We start from the raw sequence: 15,720 nt of genomic DNA, 5'->3' as shown, positions 1-15,720 counted from the left end.
CGCTCAGGCCATGCCGGCCACCCGGTTGCGGCCCTCGCACTTGGCGCGGTAGAGCGCCAGGTCGGCCTGGGCGATCAGGGTGTCCATGTCCAGCTCGCCGGTCTGCTCGCTGTGGCTGGCCCAGCCCACGCTGACCGTGACGCAGCCGCTGGGCGAGGCCGGGTGCTGCAGGGCCAGGGCCTCCACCGCGCCGCGCAGCCGCTCGGCCAGGCCCGGCGCGTCGCGGTGGGAGGTGGCCGGGAACAGGGCCAGGAACTCCTCGCCGCCGTAGCGCACCAGCACGTCGTCGGGGCGGGCCAGCGTGCCGCTCAGGGCCTGGGCCACCTGGCGCAGGCAGGCGTCGCCGTAGCGGTGGCCGCGCTGGTCGTTGAGCGGCTTGAAGTGGTCCACGTCCACCATCATCACCGTCCAGTCGCGTGGGGGGTGGCGCCGCCGCTCGGGCTGCTGCAGCCGGGCCATCACCTGCTTGAGGTGGTGGCGGTTGGGTACGCCGGTCAGGGCGTCGGTCCAGGCGATGCGGGCCAGCTTGCGGCGCTGGCGCCGCAGTGATTCGCTCTTGAGCCGGTGCTGCACCTGGGCCAGGGTGCTGCGCCAGGCGCTGGCTCCGGCGGCCAGCAGCACGCCGGCCACGCCCCAGCCGTAGTCCAGGCGGACGAGTCGCAGCGACAGCAGCAGCAGCGTGCCCGACAGCAGCATGGGGCTGACGCTGCGCACCAGGAACTCCCAGCGCCGCGAGGGCAGCGGCCAGGGGCTGGGCAGCGACCGGGCTCCCGGCCAGGCCAGCCACACCAGGGGCAGGAAGGCCAGCGTGATCAGGCTGCTCCAGGCCGGGGTCACGGCCTCGGGCCAGTGGACGGTCAGGTGGTTGTTCAGCGCTGCACCCAGGGTGTAGAGGCCCACATGCAGGCTCATTGCGCCGAACAGGGTGCGCTCGGCCGAAGAGACCGCCGCGCTCCAGCAGACCGCCATGCCCACCCCCAGGTAGAGGTTCTGGGTGTCGATCAGCCAGAGCTGGACCGACAGGCCCGGCGCATCCGGCGCGCTGTCCGGCGCCAGCGAACCCCAGGTCAGCCAGAACCAGACCAGCGACAAGGCCAGCGCCTGGAGCACATCCAGGCCGAAGGCGGTGTGGGGTTCGCGCTCACGCCAGGGCCGGGCCAGCAGCAGCAACAGCGGCACCGCCCAGAGCTGGAACAGCAGCAGGATGGCGCGGTGGGGCAGGGCGTGCTGCCCCAGGCCCCATTCCCACCAGAGGTTGCCCGCCTGGCCCAGGCTCCACACGCCCAGGCTGGCGGCCACGCAGGCCCAGCCCCAGCGCACGGCGGGCTCGGTTTCGCTCAGGGCGCGCCGCAGCGTGACGGCCAGGGCCAGCAAGGGGGCGGCCAGCACCACCAGGTAGGCCGGCAGGGTCGTGTCGCCCACCACGCCCCCGGCCAGCAGCAAGGCCTGGGCCGCGAGGAAAGCGACGGTGACACGCGAAGGGGACGGCACGGCGGGCACCCCGCGGTACTGCAGCGGGGCGGTGGCGAACAAGCGTTCGATTCTCGCCAAAACCGCCGGTCGGGCAGGGGGTGTTTCGTCCGTTCACAATGCGAGCGTGAATTCCGCACTCCCCCACAGCCCGGCGGCCGACCGCAACAAGGGCCCCATCCTGGACCAGCTGCGTGCGCTGCTGCCCGTGGGCGCCCAGGTGCTGGAGATCGCCAGCGGCACCGGCCAGCATGCCGAGCACTTCGCCCTGGCCTCGCGCAGCGGCGGCTGGGGCTGGCAGTGGCAACCCAGCGAGGCCGGCCCGGCCAGCCTGCCGGCCCTGACCGAGCGCCTGGCGGCGCTGCCCGGGGTGCGGGCCCCCCTGCTGCTGGACGTCCGCCAGCCCGATTGGCCCCGGGCCCCCGGCGCGTCCGGCTGGGATGGTGTCTACGTGGCCAACCTGCTGCACATCTCACCCTGGGCCTGCACCGGGGCGCTGATGCGCGGCGCCGCCCGGGCGCTGCGCCCCGGTGGGCGGCTGATCGTCTACGGGCCCTTCATCGTCGAGGGTGAGCCCACCTCGCCCAGCAACCAGGCCTTCGACATCGACCTGCGCAGCCGCGACGCGGCCTGGGGCCTGCGCCACCTGAGCGATGTGCAGGACGAGGCCCGCGCCGCCGGCCTGGGTTTCGAGGCCCTGCACGACATGCCGGCGCACAACCGGCTGCTGGTGTTCGCCCGGCCCTAGCCGCCACCCTCGCCCGGTGCCGCCGTCCCCATGCGGTAGAGCGCGGCCACCAGGTCGGACTGGGTCACCATGCCGACCAGGCGCTGGCGCGCGTCGACGATGGGCAGGTGGTGGAAGTTGCGGTCCGACAGCAGCGGCACCAGTTCGCCCACATGCAGGTCGGCCGGGGCGGTGCGCACCGGCTGGGTCATGATCTGCCCGGCCACCTCCGGGTGCAGGCTGTGGCTGCGGCCGCTGGGGCGCAGCAGCGCGCGCAGGCGCCGGCCCAGCGTGGCCGGACCGTCCAGGCCGGCGTGCTGCAGGAAGTCGGTCAGCGTGACGATGCCCACCACCCGGCGTCCGCGGTCCAGCACCGGCAGCGCATGGATGCGGTGCTGGCGCAGCGTGTCCCAGGCCTCCTGCAGCGGGGTGCCGAAATCCAGCGTCACCACGTCGCGCGACATGATGTCGCCGCAGCTCACCTCGCCATGCAGGCGCCGGAAGGCGCGCTGCTCGGTCTGGTGCAGCAGCTCGGCCAGATCGTCCGGGTCCACGTCCAGCACCTGATCCTGCTGGCGCAGCACGGCGTCCAGGTCCTCGCGCGTGAAGCCCAGGCGCTCGCCCGGTGGGGCGTCGCGCGTGCCGTGGTTGGCCGCGGGGGCCGGCGGCCGATGCGGATAGGGATGGCGGGTGGCGTTGTTGTAGACCACCGCCACCGCCAGCAGCACCAGCGACTCCAGCCCCACCGGCACCAGCACGAAGCCCGGGCCGGCGCCCTGCAGCGCCGCGGTCAGCGCAATGGCCCCGCCCGGCGGGTGCAGGCAGCGCAGCGCGAACATGGCCAGCAGCGCGGCGGCCATGGCCACCGCGGGGGCCACCCCCGGTCCGGCATGGCCCAGGGCGGCCGCGCAGGCCACGCCCACTGCGGCCGAGACGGCATTGCCCAGCAGCATGTTCCAGGGCTGGGCCAGCGGGCTGGCCGGCAGCGCGAACAGCAGCACGGCCGAGGCCCCCATCGGGGCGATCAGCGCGGGGGCGCCCAGCGCATGGCTGAGCAGCCCGGTCAGCAGGATGCCCAGGCCGGCACCGCCGGCGGCCCGCCAGCGCTCGGGCCGGCCCACGTTCAGCGTGGGGGCCCAATGCCGCCAACGGTCTGCCAGGTCCCTCATGCCGCCTGCAGCGATTCCAGCGGGCCGAAGAACTCCCAGCGCAGGCGCTCGGGCGCCACGCCCGCGGCCAGGCCGGCGGCATGCACCGCCTGCATGAAGGGCTTGGGCCCCAGGAAGTACAGGTCCACGTCGCGGTCGGCCGGCAGCAGCTCCGACAGCAGCGCGCTGTTGACCCGGCCCACGGCGTCGGGCCGGTCCTGCAGGCGGGGCGACTCGTAGACGAAGAAGGGCTGCACGTTCGGGTGCTGCGCGGCCAGCGCCTTGACCCGTTCGGCGAAGGCGTGCCAGCCACCGTCGCGCGCGGCGTGGATGAAGTGGATGGGCCGGCCGCTGGCCGCAGTGGCCTCCAGCATGCTCATCGCCGGGGTGATGCCCACGCCGCCGGTCACCAGGACCAGCGGGCGCTTGGCCGGGGCCTGGGCGTCCAGCACGAAGTCGCCGCAGGGGGCCAGGGCGTGGAGCGTGTCGCCCACCTGCGCGGTGTCGTGCAGCCAGTTGGAGGCCTTGCCGCCGTCCTCGCGCTTGACGCTGATGCGCAGCCAGGGGCGCCCCGGGGCGTCCGACAGCGAGTAGTTGCGCCGGGTCGGCTGGCCATCGATGTCCAGCACCAGGGTCAGGTACTGACCGGGCTGGAAGGCGGGCAGCGCGCCGCCGTCCACCGGCTCCAGGTAGAAGGAGGTGATGACCTCGCTCTCGGCCTGCTTGCGGGCGATGCGCAGGGCCCGCTCGCCGCGCCAGCCGCCGGGGGCCTGGGCGTTGGCGTCGTAGAGCTGCGCCTCGGCGGCGATCAGCAGATCGGCCAGGGCCTGGTAGGCCTCGCCCCAGGCGGCGATGATCTCGCCGGTGGCGGCCGCACCCAGCACCTCGCGGATGGCCTGCAGCAGGCACTGGCCGACGATGGGGTAGTGCTCGGGCTGCACGCCCAGCGCCACGTGCTTGTGGATGATGCGCGGCAGCGCGCCGGCGATCTCGTCCAGCCGGTCGATGTGGGCGGCGTAGGCCAGCACGGCGCCGGCCAGGGCCTTGGGCTGGGCGCCCCCGGCCTGGTGGGCCTCGTTGAAGAAGGCCTTCACCTCCGGGTACTGGCGGAACATCAGCGGATAGAAGTGGCGGGTGATGGCTTCGCCGTGCTCCTGCAGCACCGGCACGGTGGCCTTCACCAGGGCAATGGTCTGGGCACTCAGCATGTCGTCGGGTCCTTGCGTGAAAGGGATTCGGGTGGTTTGCGCCAGATCAAGATGCGGGCCAGCCGCCGGCCATTCTGCAAGTGCTTGTCAGACCGCGGGTTTTCACCCTGACGTGATCGGGGTGGTCCCCTTGACCACAGCTTGGTCGTGGTCAGTTCGACCACAATGCGGTCACGATGACTTCCAACGTCTCCGCCCACGCCGGCCTGGACCGCGACCGTCTGGCCCCCCTGCTGGCGGCCGTGCGCGGCATGGTGAGCTGCGACGCCGCAGCCCTGCTGCGCCTGGAGCCCGAGACCGGCGTGCTGCGGCCGGTGGCGGTGGACGGGCTCAGCGAGGAGGCCCTGGGCCGCGTCTTCCCGGTGGCGGCCCACCCCCGGCTGGCCCAGCTGCTGGCCAGCGATGGCGAGGGCCTGCGCTTCGCGGCGGACTGCGGCCTGCCCGACCCCTACGACGGCCTGGTGGACGGCCAGCCCGACATCCTGCCGGTGCACGACTGCATGGGCGCGCCGCTGCAGCTGGGCGGCCGGCTCTGGGGCCTGCTGACGCTCGATGCCCTGCAGCCGGGGGCCTTCGACCGCGTGACGCCGGCCCAGCGCCAGGCCCTGGTCGCCCTGGTGCAGGAGGGCATCGAGGCGGCCCACACCATCCACCAGCTGGCCGAGCAGGCCAGTCGCGAGCAGGCCCGCCTGCAGGCCCTGCAGAGCAGCGCCCTGGCCCGCCGCGCCCTGGGCGGCCAGAGCCCCGCCATGCAGGCCCTGCTGCGTGAGCTGGACCTGGTGGCCGGCTCGGCCCTGACGGTGCTGATCCTGGGCGAGACCGGGGTCGGCAAGGAGCTGGTCGCGCAGCGCCTGCATGCCCTGTCCGAGCGCCGCGAACGGCCGCTGGTGCAGGTCAACTGCGCGGCCCTGCCCGACACCCTGGCCGACAGCGAGCTCTTCGGCCACCGCCGCGGCGCCTTCACCGGCGCGCTGCAGGACCGGGCCGGCCGCTTCGAGCTGGCCGACGGCGGCACCCTGTTCCTGGACGAGGTGGGCGAGCTGACCCTGCCGGTGCAGGCCAAGCTGCTGCGGGTGCTGCAGAGCGGCGAGGTGCAGCGCCCCGGCAGCGACCGCCTGCTGAAGGTGGACGTGCGGGTGCTGGCCGCCACCAACCGTGACCTGGCCGCCGAGGTGGCCGCCGGCCGCTTCCGGGCCGACCTCTACCACCGGCTGTCGGTCTACCCGCTGCGGGTGCCGCCCTTGCGCGAGCGCGGGCGCGACGTGCTGGCCCTGGCCGGCGGCTTTCTGGAGGAGAACCAGCACCGCCTGGGCGCGCGCAACCTGCGGCTCAGCCCGGCGGCCAAGGCCTGGCTGCAGCAGCAGGCCTGGCCCGGCAATGTGCGCGAGCTGGAGCATGTCATCAGCCGCGCAGCGCTGCGGGCGGTGGCCGAACAGGGCCGCACGGCCCGCTGGGTCGGCATCGAGCCGCGCCACCTGGGGGACCTGCCGACGCTGGCGGGGTTGCCCCTGTCGCCAGCCCCCTTGGCGGGGCCCGCGTGGGCCGACGAGGCGGCGGCCGGGCCCAGTCTGCGCGAAGCCACCGATGCCTTCCAGCGCCAATGGCTGCAGGCCCTGCTGGCCCGCCATGGCGGCGTGGCCGCGGCCGCCGCGCGCGAGGCCGGCATGGACCGCAGCAACTTCCACCGCCTGCTGCGCCGGCTGGGCCTGGCGCAGCGCTGAAACGGCGGCGGGCTCAGCCGCCGAGCCAGGCCCGCGCCACCCAGCCCGGGGCCACCACCAGCGCGAACAGCAGGCCCGACACCGCGCCCCACAGGTGCGCCTCGTGGTTGGTGCGGCCGCGTTGCTGCTGGCCCGCCCACAGGGTGTAGGCCAGGTAGCCCAGGCCGAAGATCGGCGCCGGGATGGGCACCGGGATCGGCAGGATGAAGAGCTTGGCGCCGGGGAACAGTGCGATGGCCGCGAACACCACCGCCATCACCGCGCCGGAGGCACCCAGGCACTGGTAGGCCGGGTTGTGGCGCTGCTTCAGCCAGGTGCCCAGCGTGCTGGCCAGCAGGCCTACCGCATACAGCAGCAGGAACAGCGGCGTGCCCAGGGCCCGCTCCAGCCCAGGGGCGAAAGCCCAGAAGCTGAAGCCGTTGAAGATCAGGTGGGTCAGGTCCGCATGCAGGAAGGCATGGCTGAGCACGGTGCCCCACTGTCGGCGGCGCAGCAGCCAGTAGGGGCGCAGCACGCCACGGTCCAGCCATTGCGGGGCGCGGTAGAAGGCCCACAGGCTGATGGCGGCCATGGCGGCCAGCAACAGGCTGGCGGCGGGAGCGGCGAGAACAGAGGACATGGCCGGCGATGGTAGCCGGCCGGGAGGGTCAATCCTGTGTCACCGGCAGCAGGCGCTGGTGCGGGACCTCCAGCAGGTCGCGCTCGGCCCAGCCGCGGCCAGCGCACAGCGGGAAGCTGGCCACATGGCAGCCATCGGCCTCGGCCAGCTCCACCCACACCACCGGCACGTCGTGCGGGCTGGGCTGCTCCACCGCGTAGGCGTACAGGGCGGCCGGCTGCGCGCTGTCGAGCAGCTGCTCGAACAGCCGGGGCCGCTGGGTGGCGTCGGCCCAGTCCTCGGCACTGCCGTTGTCCAGGTCGCCGGGCAGCAGGCGCACGCTGCCAATCACCTGGCCGGGGATCTGGCTGTCGGCCTCCAGCGCGAAGAGCTGCCCTCGCACATGCAGCCCGCGCTGCACTTGGCGGCGCATGCCGCGGTACAGCAGGTCGAAGGCCGCGTTGATGTCCGATGACTCCATGAAACGGTGGCGGCGGTCGCCGCGGTGGTCCTGCAGAGGGGGGAAGTCGAACATGGCGGGGGTACAGCAAGGGTTGGGACAGGTTCTGGACGGAATCGTAGGCGCCGGGGCCCGTCGCAATCCCGGGAATAAGCCGGGAAAGCCGCGCTGCGTCCGGCTCAAGTTCGCCGCTATCCTGGCCCGATGAATGTCGACGAGTACCTGCAACACGACGCGACTGCGCTGGCCGAGCGCGTGGCCCGCGGCGAGCTCGCCCCGGCCGAGCTGCTGGACCTGGCCTTGGCCCGCCAGCAGGCGGTGCACGGCCGCCTCAATGCCTTGAGCCGGCTGATGGAAGGCGAGGCCCGTGGCCTGATCGCCGACGGCCTGCCCGAAGGACCCTTCCGTGGCGTGCCCTTCCTGCTCAAGGACGGCGTGCACGACTGGGCCGGCCTGCCCACCAGCTACGGCTGCCGCGGCATGCTGCGCCTGGTGCCGACCGAGCATGCCTATGTGGTGCGGCGCTACCTGCGCATGGGTCTGGTGGTCTTCGGCAAGACCAACCTGCCCGAGCTGGCGCTCAAGGCGGTCAGCGACTCCGCGCTGCACGGCCGGGCCTGCAACCCCTGGGACCTGGGCCGCACGCCCGGAGGCTCCAGCGGCGGCGCGGCCGCGGCGGTGGCCGCCGGCATCGTGCCCATGGCCGCCGGCAACGACGGCGGCGGCTCCATCCGCATCCCGGCGGCCTGCTGCGGCCTGGTGGGCCTGCGGCCCTCGCGCGGCCGGGTCTCGGTGGGCCCGGGCATTGGCGAGGTTTGGTACGGCGCCTCCACCGAAGGCGTGCTCAGCCGCAGCGTGCGCGACACCGCCCGCGCGCTGGACGCGCTGCAGGGCCCCGAGCCGGGCGACCCTTTCGTCATCGCCCCGCCGGCCGAGCCCTACGCCCAGGCCTGGCAGCGCCCGCCCGGCCGGCTGCGCATCGGCTGGACCACCCGCTCGCCCATCGGCACGCCGGTCCACCCCGAGGCGGTGGCCGCGGTGCACGACGCGGTGGCCTTGCTCGCCTCGCTGGGCCACGAGCTGGTCGAGGCCGAACCGGCCATCGACGGCGACGCGCTGGCCCGCAGCTACCTGCACCTGTACTTCGGCCAGGTGCCGGCCCTGGTGGCGCGGGCCCGCGCCGCCGGTGCCCGCGACGGCGACTTCGAGCCCCTGACCCGGGTGCTGGAGACCCTGGGCCGCGCCGTCTCGGCCGGCCAGCTCACCCAGGAGCTCTGGCAGTGGAACGGCTTCGGCCGCGCGCTGGCCGACTTCCACGCCCGCCACGACCTGCTGCTCACCCCCACGCTGGCCGAGCCGCCGATCCGCCACGGCCAGGGCGACCCGCCGGCCTGGCAACAGACCCTGCTGGACGGCCTGAACCGCAGCGGCCTGCTGGGCGCGCTGGCCCGCCGAGGCTGGCTCGACGGCATGGTCAACCAGATCGCCCGCGACAACCTGCAGGCCGTGCCCTTCACCCAGCTGGCCAACCTGACCGGCGTGCCGGCCATCAGCCTGCCGCTGTACTGGACGCCCGAGGGCTTGCCGCTGGGCGTGCAGTTCGTCGCCCCCTTCGGCCGCGAGGACCGGCTGCTGCAGCTGGCCGGCCAGTTGGAGCAGGCACGGCCCTGGGCCGGGCGCCGCCCGCTGCTGTGAGCCCGGAGCTGCGATGACCCTGGCCCCACGGACCGAGCGGCACACCCTGCGCGACGTGCGCCTGCACGACGGCACGCTGCTGCCCGCGCTGGCGCTGGCCTGCACCACGCTGGGCGCGCCGGACGGCGAGCCGGTGCTGTTGCTGCACGGCAGCCAGGGCTCGGCGGCCAGCTGGCTCACGCCGGCCTGGGCCGGGCGGATGTTCGGCCCCGGCCAGCCGCTGGACGCTGCGCGCCACCACTTGATCCTGCCCGACGCGCTGGGCAGCGGCCGGTCGGCCAAGCCCAGCGACGGCCTGGGCCCGGCCTTCCCGGCCTACACCTATGGCGACATGGTGGCCGTGCTGCACCGCCTGCTGACCGAGGCACTCGGCATCCGGCACCTGCGCGCGGTCATCGGCTACTCGATGGGCGGCATGCACACCTGGCTGCTGGCCGGCCAGCACCCGGATTGGATGGACATCGCTGTGCCCATGGCCGCCTCCCCCGTGCCCATGGGCGGGCGCAACTGGCTGTTGCGTCGCATGCTGTGCGAGAGCATCCGCCGCGACCCGGCCTGGCAGGGCGGGCGCTACACCACCCAGCCGCCCGCGCTGGCCTGGGCCTCCACCTTCTTCGCGCTGGCCAGCAATGGCGGCGAGCCGGCCCTGCGGGCCCAGGCGCCTGACGTGGCCGCGGCCGACGCGCTGCTGCACCGCCGCCTGGCCGCGCCCTTCACGGGCGATGCCAACGACCACCTCTGGCAGTGGGAGGCCGCGCGCGACTACGACCCCACGCCCGGCCTGCCCCACATCCGCGCCCGGGTACTGGCCATCACCAGCGCCGACGACGAGCGCAACCCGCCGGCCCTGGACCTGATGGCCCCGGCCATCGCCCGCATCCCCCACGCCCGCCATCTGCTGGTGCCGCCCAGTGCCGGCACCAGCGGCCACGCCAGCCTGATGGACGCCCGCTTCTGCGCCGACGCCCTGGCCACCCTGCTGCGTGAGGCGCCGCGCCTGGCCTGAACCCGCTACGCTTGGCGGTCCTTCCGCACGCTGTCGCCATGCCCCGTTTCGCCGCCAACCTGTCCCTGCTCTACAACGACGTGGACTTCCTGGATCGCTTTGCCGCCGCCGCCGCCGATGGCTTCCAGGGGGTCGAGTACCTCTTCCCCTACGCCTGGCCGGCCGAGCAGCTGGCCGGCCTGCTGAAGGCTCACGGCCTGCAGCAGGTGCTGTTCAACGCGCCTCCGGGCGACTGGGATGCCGGTGAGCGTGGCCTGGCCTGCCGGCCCGGGCGCGAGGCCGAGTTCCGCGCCGGCTTCGAGCAGGCGCTGGGCTACGCCCGCGTGCTGGCCTGCCCGCGCATCCACGTGATGGCCGGCCTGGTGCCCGCGGGCGAGACCCGTGACAGCGTGCGCGCCACCTACGTGGCCAACCTGAAGGTGGCGGCCGCGCGGGCCGCCGAGGCCGGGGTGGACGTGCTGATCGAGCCGATCAACGAGCGCGACATGCCCGGCTTCTTCCTGAACCGCCAGGACCAGGCCCATGCCCTGGTGGCCGAGATCGGCGCGCCCAACGTCAAGGTGCAGATGGACCTCTACCACTGCCAGATCGTCGAGGGCGACCTGGCGATGAAGATCCGCCAGTACCTGCCCACCGGCCGCGTCGGCCACTTCCAGATCGCCGGCGTGCCCGAGCGCCACGAGCCCGATATCGGCGAGATCCACCACCCCTACTTGTTCCGCCTCATCGACGAACTGGGCTGGGACGGCTGGATCGGCTGCGAGTACCGCCCGGCCCGTGGCAGCGCGCCGCACGCCACCTCCGACGGCCTGGGCTGGCTCCAGCCCTGGCTGGGCTGAAGACCCGGGTCGGCGTCGCGGCTCAGGCCGCGATGCGCCGGGCGATCCAGCGTTCCAGCCACTGCGGCCCGCCGCCCGACAGCCGGAACAGCCAGCGCGCCATGCCGCCCACCGGCCAGTGCACCCGGCTGTGGCCGCGGGCCCGGGCGGTGCGCCAGACCTGCTCGGCCACGTCCTCGGCCGTCAGCCGCACGCCCAGGCGGCGGATGCTCTGGGCGTCCATGTCCTGCACCATGGCCGTCTGCACGAACAGCGGCATCAGGTCCTGCACGCGGATGCCGTCGGGTTCCCACTCGATGTTCAGCGCCTCGGTCAGCCCGCGCACCGCGAACTTGCTGGCCGAGTAGGTGGCCAGCGAGGCCTGACCGTAGAGGGCCGCGGTGGAGCACAGGTTGATGACCTGCGCGCCCGGCGTGGCCGCCAGCAGCGGGTGGGCCAGCCAGCAGCCGTTGAGCAGGCCCTTCACGTTCACATCGATCACCGCGTGGTGCCTTTCCAGCGGCGACTCGGCGAAGGGCCCGGAGATCAGGATGCCGGCGTTGTTGACCAGCAGGTCCAGCCGGCCGAAGCGCTGGCGCACGGTGGCCAGGACCGCCGTCCACTGGGCCGGGTCGGTCACGTCCAGGGCCAGGCCCAGGCAGCGCGCCTCGCCCAGGCCACGCACCAGGTCGGCCAGGCCGGTGGCGTCGATGTCGCCGGCCACCACCTGCCAGCCCTCCAGCGCGAAGCGGCGGGCGGTGGCCCGGCCGATGCCGGTGGCCGCGCCGGTGATCAGGACGCAGCGGCTTGGGGTGTCGTGGGCCATGGGGCGGAGCTTTCGTCGGGAATCGTGGCGGCGCTGGCCGGGGCGGCCTGGGCCATGAAGCGCTGGCTGGCCTGGCCCAGGGCCTGCACCGCGGCGGCGGCCGAGGCCAGGTAGCCCGCCTGCAGCTGGAACACATGCCAGCGCCGGGCGTGCACCTCCAGCTGCACCGGCAGGCCGCAGGCGCGGGCGTGGCGGGCCAGGGCCAGCGCGTGGCCACGCAGGATCTCCTCCTCGCCCACCTGGATGAACAGCGGCGGCAGGCCGGCCAGGTCCTGGCTCAGCGGCTGGTGCTCCGGCGCGTCGGCCGGCGCGGCGTACCAGCGCAGGGCCTGGGTGAGCCAGCCCGGGCGCAGCATGGGGTCGCGCTGCGCGGGGTCGGTGGGGCCGCCCTCGGGGCGCAGGTCCGTCACCGGCGAGAGCAGCAGCAGCCCGGCCGCCGGGGCCTCACCCAGGGCCTTGAGCCGCAGGGCCAGCGCCAGGGCCAGCGCACCGCCGGCCGAATCGCCCGCGATGACGATGCGCCCGGCCGGCAGGCCGCGCGCCCGCAGCGCCCGCCACACCGCCAGCGCGTCGTCCAGCCCGGCGGGGTAGGGGTGCTCGGGCGCCAGCCGGTAGTCCACCATCCAGACGGGGCACTGCGCGGCCGGGGCCAGGCGGCTGCTCAGGCTGCGGTGGGTGGCCGGGCCGCCCAGGCAGAAGGCGCCGCCGTGCAGGTAGAGGATGGCGCCGTCGGCGGCCTCGCTGAGGCCGGGCGGGCTGAGGACTTCCACCGGCACCGCGCCCACGCGTTCCTGACGCCGCTGCACGCCGCCGCCGGCGAACATGGTGAGCGTCAGTGCCCGCGCCACCGCGCGCTGCAGCGGCGCGTTCAGCGGCGGGCCCACCAGCAGGCGAAAGCTGTGGCGCAGCAGGCTGCGCAGGCCGGCGGCCACCAGCGCCTCGGTGCGGCTGGCGGGCTCGCGCAGCTCCACGGCGCCGGGCAGCATCGGAGCTTCCGCCAGCGGCCGGCTCAGGCGGTAGGCCGACAGCGAGGACCAGCGCGTCCAGGCCCGGAAGCTCAGCGTGAAGCCGGGCCAGTTGGTGGGGTTGTGGCCGCGGGCGTCGATGTACCAGCTGCGGCAGCCGTTCCACACCGTGGCCGTCAGCCGGCGCTGCACCCAGCGGTTGAAGCGGCCGAAGCGGCCGGGGTCCACCTCCAGCGCAGTGGCGGCGGCCTGCTGCATCGCCCGCCGGCAGCGCATCACATGGGCGATCTGGCTCTCCAGCATGTAGACGATGGAGTTGTGGCCGAGGTTGGTGTTGGGCCCGTAGAGCGTGAACAGGTTGGGAAAGCCCGGCACCGTCAGGCCCAGGTAGGCGGCGGCGCCCTCGCGCCAGGCCTCGTCCAGCGTGCGGCCGTCGCGGCCGGTGATGCGCATGGGCGCCAGGAACTCGGTGGCCGCGAAGCCGGTGCCATAGACCAGCACGTCGGCCGGGTGCAGCCGCCCGTCCACCGTCTCCACCCCCGTGGGCGTGATGCGGCGGATGCCCTCGGTCACCAGCGCCACGTTGGGCCGGGCCATGGTGGCCAGGTAGGTGGAGGACAGCAGGATGCGTTTGCAGCCGATCGGGTAGTCGGGCGTCAGGCGCTGGCGCAGCGCGGCGTCCGGCACCTGGCGCTTGAGCAGGCGCTGGAAGGGCACGCCCACGGCCCAGCGCATCAGGCCCTTGAAGCGGGTGAAGGCCAGGGCCTGGGATTCGTAGTGTAGGTAGATGCCCAGGCGGCGCAGCCGCATGCGCCAGGGCTGGCGCCGCATCGCGCTCTGCTCGGCCGCGCTGTAGGGCCGGTCCGGCCGCGGCAGCACATAGGCGGCCGAGCGCTGGAACACGCTGAGCTGGGCCACCCGCGGCGCGATGGCCGGCACGAACTGGATGGCCGAGGCGCCGGTGCCGATCACCGCCACGCGCTGGCCTTCCAGCGCCACGCCATGGTCCCACTGCGCCGAGTGGAAGCGCGGGCCGGTGAAGTCCGCCAGGCCGGGGATGTCGGGCAGGGCCGGCCGGCTGAGCTGGCCCACGGCGGTGATCAGCTGGCGGGCCTGCAGCGTCTCACCACTGGCCAGCGTCACCGTCCAGTGCTGGCCGGCTTCGTCCCAGGCGGCCTCGCGCACCTCGGTGTGCAGGCGCAGGTGGCGGCGCAGGTCGTATTTGTCCGCGCAGTGGCGCAGGTAGTCCAGGATCTCGGGCTGGGTGGCGAAGCTGCGCGTCCAGTCGGGCTTGGGCTCGAAGGAGAAGGAGTAGAGGTGCGAGGGCACGTCGCAGGCGGCGCCGGGGTAGGCGTTGTCGCGCCAGACGCCGCCCACGTCGCCGCCCTTCTCCAGGATCAGGAAGCGGGTCTCGCCGGCCTGGCGCAGCGCCACGGCCATGCCCAGCCCGGCAAAGCCGCTGCCGATGATCAGGGCGTCCAGCATCTCGGGGTTCGTGTGGTCCATCGTGGGCCTCAACCCAGGCGCTGCAGCAGGCCCAGCAGGCGCTCGAAGGTGGCGCCGTAGGGCGGGCGGAACAGCGCGGTGCCGGCCCAGCGCGACTGGTGGAACACCGGCTTCAACTTGCTGAAGGTGTTGAAGCCCCACTCGCCGTGGTAGGCCCCCATGCCGCTGGCGCCCACACCGCCGAAGGGCTGGTGCTCCTGGCCCAGGTGCCACAGGCAGTCGTTGACGGTGACGCCGCCGGAGATCGTCTCGCGCAGCACCCGGTCGCGGTGGGCCGTGTCGCGGCCGAACCAGTACAGGGCCAGCGGCCGATCCCCCTGCTGGACGTGGGCGATGGCCGCGTCCAGCGAGGGCACCTCCAGGATGGGCAGCACCGGGCCGAAGATCTCCTCGCGCATCAGGCGGGCCGCCGGCGAGGGGTTCAGCACCAGGGTCGGCGCGATCTTGCGCGTGCCCTGGGCCAGCGATTCGTTGGCCGGGTTGACCTGCACGATGGTGGCGCCCAGGCCCGCGGCCTCGGCCACCATGTCCTGCAGCCGGGCGTGGTGGCGCGGGCTGACGATGGCGGTGTAGTCGGGGTTGTTGCGCAGCGTCGGGTACATGCGCTCGGCCGCACGGGCGATGCGCCGCGCCAGGGCCTCGCCCTGGCCGGTGGGCACCAGCACGTAGTCGGGCGCCACGCAGGTCTGGCCGGCGTTGAGCAGCTTGCCGTAGGCGATGCGCTGGGCCGCCTCGTCCAGGTCGGCGGAACTGTCGACGATGGCCGGCGACTTGCCGCCCAGCTCCAGCGTCACCGGCGTCAGGTTGGCTGCGGCGGCCTGGGCCACCAGCCGGCCCACCGGGGTCGAGCCGGTGAAGAAGAGGTGGTCGAAGGGCAGGTGGCTGAAGGCCTGGCCCACGCTGGCGTCGCCGGTCACCACGCTCATCTCGTCGGGGGCGAAGGCCTCGGCCACCGCGCGCTCCAGCAGGGCCGAGAAGGCCGGGGTCAGCTCCGAAGGCTTGATCAGCACGCGGTTGCCCGCGGCCAGGGCCGCCAGCGCCGGGCCCAGCGAGAGCTGCAGCGGGTAGTTCCAGGGCGCCACCACGCCCACCACGCCCAGGGGCTGGGGCAGCAGCCGGTTGCGCCCGGGCAGGAAGTGCAGCTGGGTGGGCACGCGCCGCTCGCGCATCCAGCCCTTCAGATGGCGCAACGCATGGCGCAGGCCGGCGCGCACCACGAAGGCCTCGGCCAGCCGGGTCTCGTGCGGGCTGCGGCCGCTGAAGTCGGCGCTGATGGCCTGCACCAGGGCCGCCTCGTGGCGGTCCAGCAGCGCGGCCAGGCGCTGCAGCCGGTCGCGCCGCTCGGCCAGGGTCGGAAAGGGCTGGCGGCCAAAGGCCTGGCGCTGGGCCTCGAAACGGTCCACCAGGGGGGAGGGCGGGGTCTGTTGCACGGCGGGTCTCCGGTCGGTGTGGCGGGCGAACGCACGTTCGCTTTTCTGGCCGCGATGATGCGGTCCACAGGGGTCTTCACCCAGGGCCCAAGAGGCCGATCACTTTATGATTCAGGCCAATTGATGGCCTCTCAGGGAAAGT

Annotated in this window: 13 protein-coding genes; 5 read left to right on the top strand and 8 right to left on the bottom strand. The window is 74.0% G+C overall.

The window, feature by feature from the left end; all coding sequences use genetic code 11:
- Positions 1–3: 3 nt before the first annotated feature.
- A complete protein-coding gene (locus M0L44_RS14060) occupies positions 4–1,533 on the bottom strand; it encodes a GGDEF domain-containing protein (RefSeq protein WP_252770367.1) in 1,530 nt (509 codons plus the stop codon).
- A 64-nt stretch (positions 1,534–1,597) separates the two neighbouring features.
- On the opposite strand from M0L44_RS14060, the gene M0L44_RS14055 reads away from it, so the two are divergent.
- Positions 1,598–2,218 (top strand): DUF938 domain-containing protein, encoded by a 621-nt coding sequence (locus M0L44_RS14055; protein WP_252770365.1) that lies wholly within the window; start codon positions 1,598–1,600, stop codon positions 2,216–2,218.
- Here M0L44_RS14055 and M0L44_RS14050 read toward each other — a convergent pair.
- Entirely contained in the window at positions 2,215–3,366 is a 1,152-nt protein-coding gene (locus tag M0L44_RS14050; protein WP_252770364.1) for an HPP family protein, read from the bottom strand. The two genes, M0L44_RS14055 and M0L44_RS14050, sit on opposite strands and share 4 nt — an antisense overlap.
- Positions 3,363–4,553 carry an NO-inducible flavohemoprotein gene (gene hmpA, locus M0L44_RS14045; RefSeq protein WP_252770362.1) on the bottom strand — a complete coding sequence of 397 codons (1,191 nt, stop codon included), beginning with the start codon at positions 4,551–4,553 and terminating at the stop codon, positions 3,363–3,365. The genes M0L44_RS14050 and hmpA overlap by 4 nt, the downstream gene beginning before the upstream one ends.
- A 176-nt stretch (positions 4,554–4,729) precedes the next feature.
- Here hmpA and norR point away from each other — a divergent pair, with 176 nt between their 5' ends.
- Entirely contained in the window at positions 4,730–6,274 is a 1,545-nt protein-coding gene (gene norR / locus M0L44_RS14040) for a nitric oxide reductase transcriptional regulator NorR (protein ID WP_252770360.1), read from the top strand.
- Between the two features lie 13 nt (positions 6,275–6,287).
- Here the strand turns inward: norR and M0L44_RS14035 are convergent, their stop codons facing one another.
- Together M0L44_RS14035 and M0L44_RS14030 are read right to left on the bottom strand one after the other, a co-directional pair.
- Complete coding sequence (locus tag M0L44_RS14035) at positions 6,288–6,893, bottom strand: rhomboid family intramembrane serine protease (RefSeq protein WP_252770358.1); 606 nt, start codon at positions 6,891–6,893, stop codon at positions 6,288–6,290.
- Positions 6,894–6,921: 28 nt separating this feature from the next.
- On the bottom strand, positions 6,922–7,407 hold the full coding sequence (locus M0L44_RS14030) for a hypothetical protein (protein WP_252770357.1): 486 nt from the start codon (positions 7,405–7,407) through the stop codon (positions 6,922–6,924).
- 129 nt (positions 7,408–7,536) lie between these two features.
- Here M0L44_RS14030 and M0L44_RS14025 point away from each other — a divergent pair, with 129 nt between their 5' ends.
- Genes M0L44_RS14025 through otnI form a run of 3 tightly spaced genes read left to right on the top strand, consistent with a single transcriptional unit; the run spans position 7,537 to position 10,872 of the window.
- Positions 7,537–9,027: an amidase gene (locus M0L44_RS14025; protein ID WP_252770355.1), complete on the top strand. Its 1,491-nt coding sequence runs from the start codon at positions 7,537–7,539 to the stop codon at positions 9,025–9,027.
- Between the two features lie 13 nt (positions 9,028–9,040).
- On the top strand, positions 9,041–10,033 hold the full coding sequence (locus tag M0L44_RS14020) for an alpha/beta fold hydrolase (protein ID WP_252770353.1): 993 nt from the start codon (positions 9,041–9,043) through the stop codon (positions 10,031–10,033).
- A 38-nt stretch (positions 10,034–10,071) separates the two neighbouring features.
- The gene (gene otnI, locus M0L44_RS14015; RefSeq protein ID WP_252770352.1) at positions 10,072–10,872 is read left to right on the top strand and encodes a 2-oxo-tetronate isomerase; all 801 of its coding nucleotides are present in this window, start codon (positions 10,072–10,074) and stop codon (positions 10,870–10,872) included.
- Between the two features lie 22 nt (positions 10,873–10,894).
- Here the strand turns inward: otnI and M0L44_RS14010 are convergent, their stop codons facing one another.
- Genes M0L44_RS14010 through M0L44_RS14000 form a run of 3 tightly spaced genes read right to left on the bottom strand, consistent with a single transcriptional unit; the run spans position 10,895 to position 15,578 of the window.
- On the bottom strand, positions 10,895–11,677 hold the full coding sequence (locus M0L44_RS14010; RefSeq protein WP_252770350.1) for an SDR family oxidoreductase: 783 nt from the start codon (positions 11,675–11,677) through the stop codon (positions 10,895–10,897).
- Positions 11,644–14,148, bottom strand: coding sequence for an alpha/beta hydrolase fold domain-containing protein (locus tag M0L44_RS14005; RefSeq protein ID WP_252770348.1), 2,505 nt, complete (start codon positions 14,146–14,148; stop codon positions 11,644–11,646). The genes M0L44_RS14010 and M0L44_RS14005 overlap by 34 nt, the downstream gene beginning before the upstream one ends.
- 8 nt (positions 14,149–14,156) lie before the next feature.
- On the bottom strand, positions 14,157–15,578 hold the full coding sequence (locus M0L44_RS14000) for a coniferyl aldehyde dehydrogenase (RefSeq protein WP_252770345.1): 1,422 nt from the start codon (positions 15,576–15,578) through the stop codon (positions 14,157–14,159).
- Between the last annotated feature and the right edge of the window lie 142 nt (positions 15,579–15,720).

The sequence above is a fragment of the Ideonella oryzae genome, from assembly GCF_024055665.1.
GTDB lineage: Bacteria > Pseudomonadota > Gammaproteobacteria > Burkholderiales > Burkholderiaceae_C > Ideonella > Ideonella oryzae.
Note: the sequence above shows the minus strand (reverse complement) of the source record. Positions and strands in the feature narration are given on the sequence as shown.

Excerpts from the sequence above, each read along its gene's own strand:
- M0L44_RS14050 (WP_252770364.1), bottom strand. The coding sequence starts at position 3,366 with ATGAGGGACCTGGCAGACCGTTGGCGGCATTGGGCCCCCACGCTGAAC.
- hmpA (WP_252770362.1), bottom strand. The coding sequence starts at position 4,553 with ATGCTGAGTGCCCAGACCATTGCCCTGGTGAAGGCCACCGTGCCGGTG.
- norR (WP_252770360.1), top strand. The coding sequence starts at position 4,730 with ATGACTTCCAACGTCTCCGCCCACGCCGGCCTGGACCGCGACCGTCTG.
- M0L44_RS14035 (WP_252770358.1), bottom strand. The coding sequence starts at position 6,893 with ATGTCCTCTGTTCTCGCCGCTCCCGCCGCCAGCCTGTTGCTGGCCGCC.
- M0L44_RS14030 (WP_252770357.1), bottom strand. The coding sequence starts at position 7,407 with ATGTTCGACTTCCCCCCTCTGCAGGACCACCGCGGCGACCGCCGCCAC.
- M0L44_RS14025 (WP_252770355.1), top strand. The coding sequence starts at position 7,537 with ATGAATGTCGACGAGTACCTGCAACACGACGCGACTGCGCTGGCCGAG.
- M0L44_RS14020 (WP_252770353.1), top strand. The coding sequence starts at position 9,041 with ATGACCCTGGCCCCACGGACCGAGCGGCACACCCTGCGCGACGTGCGC.
- otnI (WP_252770352.1), top strand. The coding sequence starts at position 10,072 with ATGCCCCGTTTCGCCGCCAACCTGTCCCTGCTCTACAACGACGTGGAC.
- M0L44_RS14010 (WP_252770350.1), bottom strand. The coding sequence starts at position 11,677 with ATGGCCCACGACACCCCAAGCCGCTGCGTCCTGATCACCGGCGCGGCC.
- M0L44_RS14005 (WP_252770348.1), bottom strand. The coding sequence starts at position 14,148 with ATGGACCACACGAACCCCGAGATGCTGGACGCCCTGATCATCGGCAGC.